The organism is Lentzea fradiae (assembly GCF_900100955.1).
GTDB lineage: Bacteria > Actinomycetota > Actinomycetes > Mycobacteriales > Pseudonocardiaceae > Lentzea > Lentzea fradiae.
In genome coordinates, this window is the sequence record NZ_FNCC01000017.1 from 191,888 (window position 1) to 205,646 (window position 13,759).

General features: G+C 70.3%; 15 protein-coding genes. 10 read left to right on the plus strand and 5 right to left on the minus strand.

What is annotated here, in order from left to right:
• The first annotated feature begins 22 nt into the window (after positions 1 to 22).
• Together BLT23_RS33995 and BLT23_RS34000 are read left to right on the plus strand one after the other, a co-directional pair.
• Entirely contained in the window at positions 23 to 313 is a 291-nt protein-coding gene (locus BLT23_RS33995) for a hypothetical protein (RefSeq protein WP_090057538.1), read from the plus strand.
• On the plus strand, positions 310 to 1,161 hold the full coding sequence (locus BLT23_RS34000) for an ATP-grasp domain-containing protein (protein WP_090057541.1): 852 nt from the start codon (positions 310 to 312) through the stop codon (positions 1,159 to 1,161). Before BLT23_RS33995 ends, BLT23_RS34000 begins: the two co-directional genes overlap by 4 nt.
• A gap of 82 nt (positions 1,162 to 1,243) precedes the next feature.
• Here the strand turns inward: BLT23_RS34000 and BLT23_RS34005 are convergent, their stop codons facing one another.
• On the minus strand, positions 1,244 to 2,821 hold the full coding sequence (locus BLT23_RS34005) for a solute symporter family protein (protein WP_090057543.1): 1,578 nt from the start codon (positions 2,819 to 2,821) through the stop codon (positions 1,244 to 1,246).
• Positions 2,818 to 3,228 (minus strand): DUF485 domain-containing protein, encoded by a 411-nt coding sequence (locus BLT23_RS34010; RefSeq protein ID WP_090057546.1) that lies wholly within the window; start codon positions 3,226 to 3,228, stop codon positions 2,818 to 2,820. The genes BLT23_RS34005 and BLT23_RS34010 overlap by 4 nt, the downstream gene beginning before the upstream one ends.
• A gap of 337 nt (positions 3,229 to 3,565) precedes the next feature.
• Here BLT23_RS34010 and BLT23_RS34015 point away from each other — a divergent pair, with 337 nt between their 5' ends.
• The 6 genes from BLT23_RS34015 (at position 3,566) to BLT23_RS34040 (ending at position 9,608) form a co-directional block, all read left to right on the plus strand.
• Positions 3,566 to 6,211: a sensor histidine kinase gene (locus tag BLT23_RS34015; RefSeq protein WP_090057549.1), complete on the plus strand. Its 2,646-nt coding sequence runs from the start codon at positions 3,566 to 3,568 to the stop codon at positions 6,209 to 6,211.
• The gene (locus tag BLT23_RS34020; RefSeq protein WP_090057551.1) at positions 6,208 to 6,627 is read left to right on the plus strand and encodes a roadblock/LC7 domain-containing protein; all 420 of its coding nucleotides are present in this window, start codon (positions 6,208 to 6,210) and stop codon (positions 6,625 to 6,627) included. The genes BLT23_RS34015 and BLT23_RS34020 overlap by 4 nt, the downstream gene beginning before the upstream one ends.
• Before the next feature lie 2 nt (positions 6,628 to 6,629).
• Positions 6,630 to 7,178 (plus strand): DUF742 domain-containing protein, encoded by a 549-nt coding sequence (locus BLT23_RS34025; RefSeq protein WP_090057554.1) that lies wholly within the window; start codon positions 6,630 to 6,632, stop codon positions 7,176 to 7,178.
• A complete protein-coding gene (locus BLT23_RS34030; RefSeq protein WP_143036135.1) occupies positions 7,159 to 7,776 on the plus strand; it encodes a GTP-binding protein in 618 nt (205 codons plus the stop codon). Before BLT23_RS34025 ends, BLT23_RS34030 begins: the two co-directional genes overlap by 20 nt.
• Before the next feature lie 263 nt (positions 7,777 to 8,039).
• The gene (locus tag BLT23_RS34035) at positions 8,040 to 8,504 is read left to right on the plus strand and encodes a GbsR/MarR family transcriptional regulator (protein ID WP_090057559.1); all 465 of its coding nucleotides are present in this window, start codon (positions 8,040 to 8,042) and stop codon (positions 8,502 to 8,504) included.
• A gap of 9 nt (positions 8,505 to 8,513) precedes the next feature.
• Positions 8,514 to 9,608, plus strand: coding sequence for an ankyrin repeat domain-containing protein (locus BLT23_RS34040; protein ID WP_090057562.1), 1,095 nt, complete (start codon positions 8,514 to 8,516; stop codon positions 9,606 to 9,608).
• On the opposite strand, the gene BLT23_RS34045 is transcribed toward BLT23_RS34040, so the two are convergent.
• Genes BLT23_RS34045 through BLT23_RS34055 form a run of 3 tightly spaced genes read right to left on the minus strand, consistent with a single transcriptional unit; the run spans position 9,587 to position 12,208 of the window.
• Entirely contained in the window at positions 9,587 to 10,504 is a 918-nt protein-coding gene (locus BLT23_RS34045) for a COX15/CtaA family protein (RefSeq protein WP_090057564.1), read from the minus strand. The genes BLT23_RS34040 and BLT23_RS34045 overlap by 22 nt on opposite strands.
• A gap of 19 nt (positions 10,505 to 10,523) precedes the next feature.
• Complete coding sequence (locus tag BLT23_RS34050) at positions 10,524 to 11,282, minus strand: ABC transporter permease (protein ID WP_425434443.1); 759 nt, start codon at positions 11,280 to 11,282, stop codon at positions 10,524 to 10,526.
• Positions 11,279 to 12,208 (minus strand): ABC transporter ATP-binding protein, encoded by a 930-nt coding sequence (locus BLT23_RS34055; RefSeq protein ID WP_245744486.1) that lies wholly within the window; start codon positions 12,206 to 12,208, stop codon positions 11,279 to 11,281. The genes BLT23_RS34050 and BLT23_RS34055 overlap by 4 nt, the downstream gene beginning before the upstream one ends.
• Positions 12,209 to 12,394: 186 nt before the next feature.
• Here BLT23_RS34055 and BLT23_RS34060 point away from each other — a divergent pair, with 186 nt between their 5' ends.
• A complete protein-coding gene (locus BLT23_RS34060; protein ID WP_090057654.1) occupies positions 12,395 to 12,961 on the plus strand; it encodes a DUF998 domain-containing protein in 567 nt (188 codons plus the stop codon).
• Positions 12,958 to 13,759 (plus strand): DMT family transporter (locus BLT23_RS34065; RefSeq protein ID WP_281248930.1); only part of this gene is annotated, 802 nt, incomplete at its 3' end. The genes BLT23_RS34060 and BLT23_RS34065, both read left to right, overlap by 4 nt.

Below are 13,759 nucleotides of genomic sequence, written 5' to 3' on the forward strand. Positions count from 1 at the left end.
CCGCTGGTTTTAGAGTGTGGGGATGTCTGATCTCACCGCGCGGAAGCGCATCGCCGAGTTCGTGAAGGCCCACGGCAAGCCGGACACCGCGGTCAAGGCCGTGGTGGAGCCCATCGGCCGGGCCGGCGCGCGGATCGTGCTGGTCGGCGCGGACGGCGCGATGGGCGACGTGATCACCAAGGACGTCGAGACCGCCACGCGGGCCGTCGAGGCCGAGCAGGGCGTCGAGCAGGCCGAGTGGGACCGCGAGACCACGGCCGCCGCGAAAATCGGTCCCGCGCACCGCCGGAAGATGGCCAAGATGCGGTCATGAGAATCGTTCTGGCGTCCTGCTCCGCGCTGCCCGAGGGGGACGGCGACGACGCTCCCCTGATCACGGCGCTCCGGCGGGACGGGGCCGAGGTCGTCTGGCAGCCCTGGGGCGGCGACGTGGACGCCGACCTGGTGGTGCTGCGCGCGACGTGGGACTACACCGAACGCCTCGGCGAGTTCCTGGAGTGGTGCGACCGCGTGCCCGCCCTGGCGAACCCGGCCCCCGTGGTCCGGTGGAACACCGACAAGTCCTACCTCGTCCAGCTCGCGGAGCGCGGTGTGCCCGTGGTGCCCACCGCCGTGGTCGAGCCTGGTGAGGAACCGTCCTTCCCGGACGGTGAGTTCGTGGTGAAGCCGGCGGTCGGTGCCGGTTCGCACGGCGCCGCCCGGTTCACCGCCCACGAGGCCGCGCGCGCCCACCTCGCCGCTCTCGGCGTCAAGGCGCTCGTGCAGCCGTACCAGTCCAGTGTGGACGCCAGCGGCGAGACCGCGCTGGTGTTCTTCGCCGGCGAGTACTCCCACTCGTTCCACAAGGGACCGATGCTGGCGGCCGGTGTGGCCGAGTCGGCGTCGGGGCTGTACCTGGAGGAGAAGCTGAGCGGCATCGAGCCGTCCGCGGCCCAGGTCGCCCTCGCGCACCAGGTGCTCGACGCCACCGCCGAGCTGCTGTCGCTGAGCCGCGCGGACTTCCTCTACGCACGGGTGGACGTCGTCGAAGGCCCCGGCGGCGAGCCGCTGCTGCTGGAGCTGGAGCTGACCGAGCCGACGCTCGGGTTCGCGCACACCGGCGAGGAGGCGGCCTCCCGGCTGAGCGCCGCCATCCGTGCCGCCGCCACCCGCCCCGCCTGACCTGGCCCAGCGGCGCACGCGGGGCGCTTTCGTGCTCGTAGCGCGAACGAAAGCGCCCCGCGTGCGTAACGCGAACGGGTGGTCAGCGCAGGTTCGAACCGAGCCCGGTCAGGCCGCGCACCTCCATCTCCGCCTGCTTCTCGGGGTCTGCCTCGTCACCGCCCAGCACCGTGCCCACGAACCCGGCCAGGAACGACAGCGGGATCGACACGATGCCGGGGTTCGAGAGCGGGAAGTAGGCGAAGTCGACGTCGGGGAAGACCGACGACTTCGAGCCGGAGATGGCGGGGGAGAACGCGATCAGCAGCAAGCACGACGTGAGTCCGCCGTAGATGCTCCAGAGCGTGCCGCGCGTGTTGAAGCGCTTCCAGAACATGGAGTACAGCAGCGTCGGCAGGTTCGCGGACGCCGCCAGCGCGAACGCCAGCGCGACGAGGAACGCGATGTTCTGGCCGTTCGCCGCGATGCCACCGGCGATCGCCAGCACACCGACGCAGACGGCCGTGATGCGGGCGACCCGCACCTCGTCGCGCGGCTCCGCCTCACCGTGCTTGATCATGTTCGCGTAGACGTCGTGGGCGAACGAGGCCGACGCCGTCAGCGTCAGACCCGCGACCACCGCGAGGATCGTCGCGAACGCCACGGCGCAGACGACACCCAGCAGGACCGTCCCGCCGATCTGGTAGGCGAGCAGCGGCGCCGCCGAGTTCTCGCCACCGGGGGCGTCGAGGATCTTGTCCGTGCCGACCAGCGCCATCGCGCCGAAGCCGATGATCATCGTGCAGGAGTAGAAGATCGCCATCATCCACGTCGCCCACACGACGGACTTCCGCGCCTCGCGGGCGTTCGGCACCGTGTAGAAGCGCATCAGGACGTGCGGCAGCGCCGCGGTGCCGAGCACCAAGGCGAGCGCGAGCGACAGGAAGTCGAGCTTCGTCAGCCCGGTGGCGCCGTAGCGCACGCCCGGCGCGAGCACGCTCTCGCCCAGCGGGGACCGCTGCGTCGCGCGGTCGAGCATCGAGGAGAAGTCGAAGCCGAACTTGCCGATCAGGAAGATCGTCAGCATCGTCACCGACAACAGCAGCAGGACGGCCTTGATGATCTGCACCCACGTGGTGCCCTTCATCCCGCCGACCAGCACGTACAGCACCATGACGATGCCGACGACGACGATGATGACCGCCTGCCCGAGCTTGCTGTGCACGTCGAGCAGCAGCGCCATCAGACCGCCGGCGCCCGCCATCTGCGCGATCATGTAGAACAGCGAGATCACCAGCGTCGAGTTCGCCGCGGCCGCGCGCACCGGCCGCTGGCGCATGCGGAACGCCATGACGTCACCCATCGTGAACCGGCCGGTGTTGCGCAGCCGCTCCGCGATGAACATGAGACTGATCAACCAGGCGACGACCCACCCGATCGAGTACAGGAAGCCGTCGTACCCGTTCACGGCGATGGCGCCGGAGATGCCGAGGAACGACGCCGCCGAGAGGAAGTCACCGGAGAGCGCGATGCCGTTCTGGGTGCCGGTGAAGCTGCTGCCCGCCGCGTAGTAGTCCGACGCCGACACGTTCCGCGTCGAAGCGCGGTACACGATGTAGAGCGTCAGCAGGACGAAGACGCTGAAGACGGTCAGGTTGAGCGCGGTGTTCGCCCCGGTCACGCGAGCTCCTCATCCGGTTCCGCCAGCGCGCGCACCCTGTCCACCTGCGGGTCGATGTGCCGCCTGGAGTAACGCGAGTAGGCCATTGTGATCACGATCGTGGTGACGAACTGGAGAAATCCCATCGTCAGGCCCACGTTCACCGTTCCGAAGAGCGGCGTGCTCATGAAGTCCGCCGCGTAGGCGGAAAGCAATACAAACGTGACATACCAAGCGAGGAACAGCACCGTCGCGGGGAGAATAAAACGAGCCATCCGGCGCTTCAGCGCGCGGAATTCCTCACTCGTTTGGATGGCACTGAAATCAGGCTCGCCGTCACCGTCTATGAGCAATGAGTGACGGGGTTTCTCAAAGGTCGCGAAACCGGGGGTCGCCGGGCGTGACACGGAGGGCAGCGCCTTCGTCATCAACCGCTCGCATTCGTTACGGGGAGTGCCCGGTCGGCGCCTGCGCTGAGGCTGCGGCTGAACCGGGGGTGGAGTGCGCAAGCGTAACCACGCGTGGCGGCCAGTCAATCCCCTGAACCGTGAGGACCACCCCAAAAGGTCGCCAGTCACGTTCGGTGATCAGTTGAGCACTCCTCAGGTCGTTGTCGCCCCACGCGCTCTGGCCTACTATCCGCTCACACCCGGCGCGGCGGTTCTCGATATCGAACTGCGAGGGGTGTCTCGACTGATGATGATTCACCAGGCCAGGAGGTAGCCGGAAAGTGGGGCACTTCGAGCGCGCCTTGGGGACCATTTCGTGAATGTCGGGTGGAGAAAGATCAGCGACTGGCGCAACTGGCGCCTGCCCGTCAAGCTCGCCGCGGTGCTCGTGGTGCCGGTGGCGGTCGCTGTCGGCGCGGGCGCACTGCAGATCGCCGGCTACGTCGAGCGGTCCAACAGCTACGTGCAGATGCAGGGCCTGGTCCGGCTGAGAGCCGACCTCGCGCCGTTGGTCTCGAGCGTGCAGCAGGAACGCACGCTCGCCGCCCAGAGCAGCACGAGCGGCTCCGGCGCGGGTGCGTACCAGAACCAGATCCGGTCCACGGACAACGCCGCGTCGACCCTGACCCGCCGCGTCGCCCGCACGAGCGGGCTCAGCGACGTCGCGCGCAACCGGTTCTCCGAGCTCGGCGGCCAGCTGGAGACGCTGAAGAACCTGCGCGACAGGGTCGCGCGGGGCGGCGACGACGGCGACCCGTCCGAGACCACCACGGGCTACACGGCCGTCGTGAAGGCCCTGCTGGACTTCGAGCAGGCGCTCATCAGCCAGTTCGGCGACGAGGCCATCGCCGGTACCGCGATGGCGCTGCACCACGTGGTCATCGCGCAGGAGCAGGTCTCCCTGCAGCACGCGCTCGTCCTGGCGGGCATCGGCCGGACCAAGCTCCTCGGACCCGAGGTCCGCGCGCTGGAGCAGTCCGACATCCGCCTGCAGGACCGCCTCAACGACTTCCAGGCCATCGGCACGACCGAGCAGCGCCGTCTGTACGACGAGACCGTCACCGGCCCCTCCGTCGCGAACCGGTCGGCCCTCGTCGAACGCGCGCTCACGCAGCCGGAGGGCACGCCGCAGCCCGCGACGCGCCCCGGCCAGCCGAAGCCCCCGCCGTCGTTCGGCATCGCCGTGAACGAGTGGGACAGCGCGTCCGGCACCACCGCCCGGCTCATGGAGCAGGTCGTCCGCGAGCTGCAGGACGACCTCGCGGCCTCCGCCGACGCCCTGCAGGACGACACGTCCAACAAGGCCGGTGCCGCCGCCGTCATCCTGCTCGCGACGCTGCTCGTCGCCGGCACGCTCGGCCTCGTCATCGGCCGCTACCTGCTGCGCTCGCTCACCGAGCTGCGCCGCTCCGCCCTCGACGTGGCGCACCACCACCTGCCCGAGGTCGTCGCCGCGATCCGCTCCGACCGCAGGCCGGACACCACGATCGAACCGGTGCCGGTGCACACGACCGAGGAGTTCGGCCAGCTGGCCCGCGCGTTCGACGCGGTGCACGAACAGGCGATCCGGTCCGCCGTCGAGCAGTCCTCGCTGCGGTCGGGGATGAGGAACATCTTCGTCAACCTGTCGCGCCGCTCGCAGGGCCTCGTCGAACGCCAGCTCAAGCTCATGGAGGAGCTGGAGCGGCACGAGGAGAACCCCGAGCAGCTCGCCAACCTCTTCAAGCTCGACCACCTCGCGACGCGCATGCGCCGCAACAACGAGAACCTGATGGTGCTCTCCGGCACCGACGTCGCCCGCCGGTTCCACCAGCCGGTGCCGCTGGCCGACGTGCTGCGCGCCGCCGCGTCGGAGATCGAGCACTACCAGCGCGTCGTGGTGAAGTCGACGCCGTCGGTCGAGATCGTCGGCTACGCCGCCAGCGACCTCGTCCGCCTCGTCGCGGAGCTGCTCGACAACGCCACCGCGTTCTCCGCGCCCACCACCCAGGTCCAGATCGGCTCCCGGCTCGACCCGCGCGGCTCGGTGCTGGTCGAGGTCGCCGACCAGGGCATCGGCATGGGCCCGGCGGAGCTCGCCGAGGCCAACGAGCGGCTGTCCGCCGACACCGAGGACGACGTGCCGGTGTCGCGCCAGATGGGTCTGTTCGTCGTCGGCAGGCTCGCGTCCCGCCACGGCATCTCCGTGCGGCTGCGCGGAGCGGGGGAGGGCGAGGGCCTGCGGGCGCTCGTGCACGTCCCCGCCGAGCTCGTCCGCTCGCTCGAACCGGCGCCGTCCGCCCCCGCCGCACCGGCGGAGCCGCGGCACGCCGCGCTGCCCCAGCCCAAGCAGGTGCCGGCCAAGCAGCCGCACGTGGTCGTGAAGACGCCGAACCTCGCGCCGCCCGCACCGCCGGCACCGGCGATCGAGCGCCCGCGCGAGTCGGCGGAGTGGCAGCCGTTCCGCGGGGCCGCGATCGACGAGTCGCTCTCCCGGCGCAACCCGCGGGTGGTGCCGGCCGTCGACAAGATCGTGCCCGCCGAAAGTCCGAACGAGACGACGTCCTCCTGGTTCTCGGGCAACGGGACCCAGGACGAACCGGTCAAGAGTGATCTTCCGCCCACCCGGTCGGGTGGGCCCGCTCCGGAGCCCACCGGCAGGCCGTCACCGTCCGTAGCGGCCGCGTGGTTCGGCAAGAAGCCGGCGGCGGGAACGGTCTGGGAGCAGTCGGGGGACCCGGCCACGGACGCGGGGGAGACGGGCGCCGGGTTGCCGAAACGGGCACCGCGCAAGAACCTGCTCCCCGACCTCGCGGAGCGCCCCGACAGCGCCACACGTCCCGCCGCGGGCCAGAGGCGTGATCCGGAACGGGCGCGAGGCTTCCTCGCGAGCTACCAGACCGGTCTGCGCGGGGCTCCGCTCGGCGGCAACGGGAACAGGAACGGCCAGGGGAACGGCCAGCGGAACGGGGAGAAGGCATGAGCACGCCGCAGTCGAGCAAGGTGGACCAGTTCGGCTGGCTCATCACGAACTTCACGGACCGCGTGGCCGGGGTGGCCCACGCGATCGTGATCTCGGTGGACGGCCTGCTGCTCACCAAGTCCGCCGCCCTGCCGCCGGACAGAGCCGACCAGCTGTCCGCCATCGCCTCGGGAGTGGTGGCGCTGACCCTGAGCGCCTCACGTTGTTTCGAGGGCGGCGGAGTGTTGCGCACCGTGATCGAGATGGACTACGGGATCATGCTCCTCATGTCCATTCGAGACGGATCCTGCCTGGCGGTTCTCGCCGCGCCCGACAGCGATGTCGGCCAGGTCGCCTACGAGATGACCGTGGTCGTCGACCAGGTGGGCCAGATCCTCACCCCCGAACTGCGAGCCCAGTTGCACAGCGTGAGGTGAACATGAGTTCGGCCAGTGATCCGAAGCGACGGCGCAGGCGTCAGGAGACGCCGGCCGAGCAGACGTTCGCCGACCTGATGAACGGGTTCTCCCTGGACTCGTCGCGCAAACGGCCGCGCGAGTCCGCGCCCGTCCCGGAACCACTCGTGGTGGTGCCGCACGTCCCGCTGCCCGAGGCGCCGGTCGCCGAGCTCGTCCCCGCCGAGCTTCCGGACACCTCGATCGTTCGTGCGTATGCCTGGACCGGCGGGCGCACACGGTCCAACATCCATCTCGAGATCGAGACACTTGTCTCCGCCAATGATCAGACTCGGCGGTCGGCGGGTATCTTGCAAGCTGAGCACCAACGCGTCGTCGAGCTGTGCCACACCCCGCGGTCGGTCGCGGAGGTGGCCGCACTGATGCGGCTCCCGCTGGGAGTCGTGAAGGTGTTGCTCGGCGACATGGCGGAACGAGGTCTGGTGGACGTGCACCAGACCGCTTCCGCGGGCGGTGCCGTGCCGGACCTCGGGTTGATGGAGAGAGTGCTGAGTGGACTACGTCGGCTCTAGATTTCCCGACTTCGGGCCCCCTGGGCCTCCCGGTCGGGAGCTGACCTCGGCCAAGATCGTCGTCGCCGGTGGCTTCGGGGTGGGCAAGAGCACGTTCATCAGGTCGATCGCCGAGAACGACCTGCTGACCATGACAGCGCTCGCGCCGGAACGCGCCGGTCTCGTGACCGAGCTGGTGCGCATCCAGTTCGGACGGGTCTGGCTCGACCCCGGCCTCGCCCTGCACCTCTTCGTGGCGCCGCAGTGGCAGGACCCGCGAGCGGGCTGGACCGACGTGGTGCGCGGGGCCGTGGGCGCCGTCGTGCTGTTCGACGTGATGCGCCCGGCGGACTCCGTGGACGCCATGCGGTACTTCGAGGACCACAAGATCCCGTACGTGCTGGCGCTGAACAACGTGCACGACTCCGTCCGGTCGGACGTGAAGGCGATCATCCGCGGCATGGGCATCGCGCCGGAGGTCCCGGTCCTGACGTGCGACCCGCGGGTGCGGCTCTCCGTGCGCGAGACGCTGATCACGCTGACCGAGCACGCGAAGCTGGACCGCTGGCGGCGCAGGCCGGGCCCGGACGAGACGACCCCGCTCGCGCCCGTGTGCTGACTGGAGTCCAAGACGTGGCAGGAGACCTCTTCCCGGTCGGGGAGGGGTCTCTTCGCTTGATATGAGGGCGGGGGGCACCGCGATGCACCCGCCTGAACGTCGGAACAGCGCGGCAAAGGTTGGTGGTCACCGCACTAGTCGGCAGCTTCATCGGGTTCACCCTGCGGTGCGAGCCTTCGCGAGCCCCGCATTCCCGCCACTCCCACCCCGGCGGTTGACGAGATCGTTACGATGATTTCAGTGTCAACCGAAAGGAATCATCGGTGAGCATCGGCAGGGAAACCAGGCTGTCCGCGTGGATCGAGCGGTTCGCGGCCCACTTCGCCGAGGAGGGCATCCCGCTGATCGGCGGGCGCATCCTCGGGTACCTGCTGGTGTGTCAGCCGGTGGAGCGCACGGCGGCGGAGCTGTCGCAGGAGCTCGAGGCGAGCAGCGGGTCGATCAGCACGAACCTCAAGTACCTGGTGAACGTGGGGCTCGTGACGAAGCGGACGCGGCGTGGCCGGCAGGCCGCCGAGTACCGGATCAACGAGAAGGCGTGGTCGGAGTTCATGCAGCGCAAGCTCGCGGCGATCGCGAGCGTCAAGACGCTGACCGAGGACGGCATGCGGTTGATGAGCGGTGATCCGGAGCGCGCCATGCGGCTGCGGACGGTCGACCACCTCTACGGCTGGCTGTCGGAGGAACTTCCCGCTTTGTGGGAGCGCAGGCCCGCGCCGCCCAAGTAGCTTGGGTGCATGTGGCACCCGTTCCGCGACGACGTCGAGTACTACGAGGAGCGTGCGCGGGGTCTGCTCGCTTCCGCGTGGGACGGTGTGCCCGGTGCGCTCGAGGTGTTCGACGACGTGCCGTTGACGGAGGAGGGCGCGCACATCGTGCTCGCCCAGGCGCACGGGTGTGAGAGCTGGAAGGCGCTGGAGGCCAACATCCGCAGGCCGCGGCCGTTCGCGCGGGCCTACCAGGCGATCGAGATGCGCAACCCCGGCGAGCTGAAGGCGATCATCACGCGGGACCCGTGGCTCGTGAAGGCCAGCGGTACCAACGGCAACGACCTGCTCGGGCTGTCGGCGGCGACGCGGGACGAGCGGCTGGTCGAGGTGCTGCTGAACGACGGCGCGGACGTCAACCACCAGAACGTGCACGGCTGGACGGCGTTGCACCAGGCCGCCTACCTGAACCTGCCGCGGCTCGCGGAGCTGCTGCTCGGCCGGGGTGCCCGCACTGACCTGGAGGCGCGAGGGGAGGGTGGGACGCCGCTCACCGTCGCGTTGTTCTGGGGACATCGGGACGTGGCGGGGCTGCTCGGCACCGACCCGCCGAACCTGCGCACGGCGGCAGGGCTCGGCGACCTCTCGCTCGCCACCGCCCCGGAGGCGAAGCGGGGCTTCTACCGGCCGCACAGCGGTTTTCCGCGCTGGTGGCCGACGGACGACCCGCAGGAGGTGCTCGACGAGGCGGTGTCGTGGGCTGCCCGCAACGACCGGGTGGAGGTGCTCGCGGAGCTGGTGCGGCGTGGCGCGCGGGTCGACGCCGAGGTCTACCGGGGCACCGCGCTCGCCTGGGCCGCCTACCGGGGGATGGAGAACGCCACCCGCGCGTTGCTGGAGCTCGGCGCGGACCCGGACGCACGCACCGGGTTCGGCGGGCCGATGCACGGTGAGGGCGTCACGGCGCTGCACCTCGCGGCCGAGCGCGGGCACGTGCCGGTGATCCGGATGCTGCTCGACGCGGGTGCCGACCGGACGGTCACCGACGCGAACTTCGAGGCGACACCGGCCCACTGGGCCCGGCACAACGGCCAGGGTGAGGCTCAGGCCGTGCTGAGCGCCTGATCCTCATCGGAGGGCAGTTCCACGGAGTGCGTGCGTTCGCGCGACGACGTCCACAGCGCCGCCGTGGCGACGACGACGGAACCGGCGCCCAGCACGTGCAGCGCCACGAGGACCTCGGGCACGCCGGTCCAGTACTGGACCATGCCCAGCACGCCCTGCGCGAGAACGGTGGCGACGAGCACCCAGTAGGTGCGGGTGCGCACGAAGAAGCCGATCGAGATGAGCAGGCCGAGGAACAGGAACAGCAGGTCCGCGTGGACCTGCGCGATCGTGGCGACCTCGACGTCCAGGCGCGGGGTCTCGGCGTCGCCGGCGTGCGGTCCGGCGGCCGTCACCCAGGTGCCGACGAGCAGCAGCGCGCTCAGCACGACGGCCATGAAGACCTGGAGCTTCATCAACGGCGCGGGCACCAGCAGGCGGGCGGGGCCGTCGCCCTCGCGCAGCGAGCTGACCAGCAGCACGGCCATCCACACCAGGACCATCGAGATCATGAAGTGGACCGACACGGTGTACCAGGCGAGGCCGGTGAGGACGGTGATGCCGCCGACGACGGCCTGCACGGCCACGCCGACGAGCTGGACGAGCGAGAGGACCAGGACGCGCCTGCGCCGCGGCAGGTTGAACCACGCCGCCAGCACGCACAGCCCGGCGATGATGCCGACCACGCCGGTCAGCGTCCGGTTGCCGAACTCGACCCACTGGTGCAGCGTCGCGACCTCGGGGTGCTCGACGGGGACGATGCTGCCCTCGAAGCACTGGGGCCAGGTCGGGCAGCCCAGACCGGAGCCGGTCACGCGGACGATCGACCCGGTGACCGCGATTCCGGCCTGCGCGATGACGACGGCAATCGCGAACGCGCGCTGCCAGGACACGAGGAAGGCGGTCAGCTTCGACACCCCTCGATGGTAGGCGGGGTCAGGTCAGGCGAGTCGTTCGGGTGGCCACAGCGCCGGCCACAACGCCCCAGGCCACGAGCACTGCGACGGGGCCCACACCCGGTGCCGTGCCGTGCACCACAGCGGCTTCCATCGCCTCGGCGAGCGCGGCCGATGGCAGCAGGTGCACGAATCCGACGGACGCCGACAGCGCCACACCGCCGACCAGCAGCAGCACGAACCAGATGATGTTCGCGAGCGCCAGCACGATCTCGGCCCGCAGCGCACCGCCCAGCAGCACGCCCAGCGCGCCGAACGTCAGCGTGCCCAGCACGATCAGCAGCGCCAGCCACGGCAGGCCGCTCAGCGGGAACCGCCAGCCGAGCACCAGCGCGGTGACGGCCAGCAGCGCGATCTGGAGCACGGCGACGACCAGGGCGCCGCAGACGCGTCCGGAGACCAGCAGCCACCGGGGCAGCGCCGAGGCCGCGAGCCGCTTCAGCACGCCGTAGCGGCGGTCGAAGCCGAGCGCGATGGCCTGCCCGGTGAACGCCGACGAGATGATCGCCAGCGCGAAGATCCGGGCGGCGGCGGACCCGGCCCGCGGTTCCGGCATCGGGATGACCGGCATCACCGACAACGCCACCAGCAGGGCCAGCGGGATGAGCACCGTCAGCAGGATCTGCTCGCCGTTGCGCAACGTCAGCACCGCCTCGGTGCGGGCGTGCACGAAGAGCATCTTCGCGAGCGAACCGCGGCCGGGCTTGGGCTTGAAGGTGCCGGGCGCGAAGGTGGTCACGAACGCAGCTCCCTGCCGGTCAGGTCCAGGAAAACGTCTTCGAGGCTGCGCCTGGCGACCGTCAGCTCCTCGGCCAGCACGCCCTGCTGCGCGCACCAGGACGTGACGGTCGAGACGACCTGCGGGTCGATCATGCCCTCCACGACGTACTGGCCGCGCGTCACCTCGCGCACCTTGAGGCCCTCCGGCAGCGCCGCGGACAGCAGCGACGTGTCGAGGCCGGGCCGGGCGCGGAAGCGCAGCTGCTGGTCGTCCGGCCGGTTCGCGGTCAGCTCGGCGGGAGAGCCCTGCGCGACGACGCGGCCCTGGTCGATGATCACGACCTCGTCGGCCAGCGTCTCGGCCTCGTCCATCAGGTGCGTCGTCAGCAGCACGGTCACGCCGTCGTCCCGCAGCGCCGCGACGAGGTCCCACACCAGCCTGCGCGCCTGCGGGTCCATGCCCGCGGTCGGCTCGTCGAGGAACACGAGCTCGGGGCGTCCGATCAACGCGCACGCGAGCGAGAGCCGTTGCTGCTGGCCGCCCGACAGCCTCTTGTAGGGGATGCGCGCCGCGCCGCCGAGCCCGAGGACGTCGATCAGCCACCGGGGGTCCAGCGGGTCGGCCGCGCAGGCCGCCACCAGGTTCAGCATCTCCTCGGCGCGGATGCCGGGATATCCGCCGCCGCCCTGCGGCATCACGCCGATGCGCGGGCGCAGCTCCTCGCTGCCGGGCGCGAGGCCCAGCACGCGCACCGAGCCGCCGTCGGCCTGGCGGAACCCCTCGCAGATCTCGACGGTCGACGTCTTGCCCGCGCCGTTCGGTCCGAGCAGCGCCAGGACGGTGCCGGGCTGCTGGACGAGGTCGAGGCCGTCGACGGCGGTCTTCGAGCCGTATCTCTTGACCAGCCCCGACACTTCCACCGCAGGCTGGGGATTCGGGCTCACGTCCGGAGAGCCTATGCGGTCGGGACCGCCCGCACTCAGCTGGGTCGGGACCTCGTTTTCCCGGACGCGGTGGAATGGGGTGGGGCTGTCCCTACCCCGGGACATCAGGGACACCTCAGGGTCTTGTCGGGGGAGTTCCCCATTGGGCGGAAGGCTGATCCGCAAGAGACTTTTCTCGTGTTCGAGATGGGGGAGAAAAGACGGGGATGGGTGATCGGGGGACTGGCGTTCTCGCTGGTTCCGATTTTCTACCTGCATGTCGTGTCGGCAGGTGAGCTCAACCCGGTCAGTGACGTGATCAGCGACTACGTGTTCGTCGCCCAGGGCACCGGCTGGCTCGCCGCGACGTCGCTCAGCCTGGCGGCCGTGTCGGCGTTGCTCGCGGTGAACCTGCGCGGTGTCGGCAGGTCAGCGCAGTGGCTGATCGGCGTCTGGGCGGCGGGGCTGACCGTGGCGACGATCTTCCCGACCGATCCGACGGGGACGCCGACGACGGTGTCCGGCTACGTCCACCGGTACGCGGGCGCGGTCATGTTCGTGGCGCTGCCGGCCGCCGGCCTGCTCATCGCCAGGAAATTTCCGGACCTGTTCGGTGTCGCAATTACCTCGGCCGTCTCGAGCGCCGCTTTTCTGGTCAGTCACGTCTCGTTCATGGGTTTCGAGGTGCGCGGGCTGACCGAACGTCTTTTGTTCGCATCGCTTTACGGACTTCTTTTCGCCATTGCGGCACTACAGGTGAGGCGCACGACATGACACTGCTCGCCATCACGCTCGCCGTGCTCGGCGCCGTGTGCTTCGCCTTCGCGGCACGCCTGCAACACGACGCGGTCGCCGAGACCGGTGCCCGCGCCGGTGTCCTGCGCCAGCCGCGCTGGCTCGCCGGACTCGTCCTGCTCGTCGTCGGTGCCGGGGTGCACGCCGCCGCTCTCGGCATGGCGCCGCTGACCGTCGTGCAGCCGATCGGGGTGCTGGCGATCGGTCTGACCGCGTTGCTGGACAGGCGTTTCCGGGAGATTCCGGCGATCCTGCTCACGACCGTGGGTGTGGGTGCGTTCGTGCTCCTCGCCTCCAGCAGCGCCACCGCGACCCAAGTCGCACCCGACGCGGAGTTCACCGCCGGAATCGTCACCCTCGGCGCGATCGCCATCCCCGGTGTCATCGCCGCACTGACCACCAACGCGCGCATCCGTGCGGTGGCGTTCGCCTCGGCCGGTGGTGTGGCTTACGGCTATGTGTCGGTGTTGATGCGGGCGGTGTCGCAGTCGGTGCAGCAGGGCGGTTTCGGCCTGTCGCACATCGCCTCGGTGCTCGGTATCGCGTTGTCGCTGGCGGTGGGCGGCTGGCTGGTCCAGCACGCCTACGCCGGCGGACCCCCTCACCTGGCCGTCGCCTGCCTGACCGTGGTCGACCCTCTGGTCGCGGTCGGCCTCGGCGCCTTCCTGCTCGGCGAGGCCGCGCACCTGTCCCCGTGGACCGGTGCCGCGCTGATCGCCTGCGCACTCGCCGCCGCCGGCGGCGTGTTCGCCCTCGCTCGTCACCCCCGTCCCACCC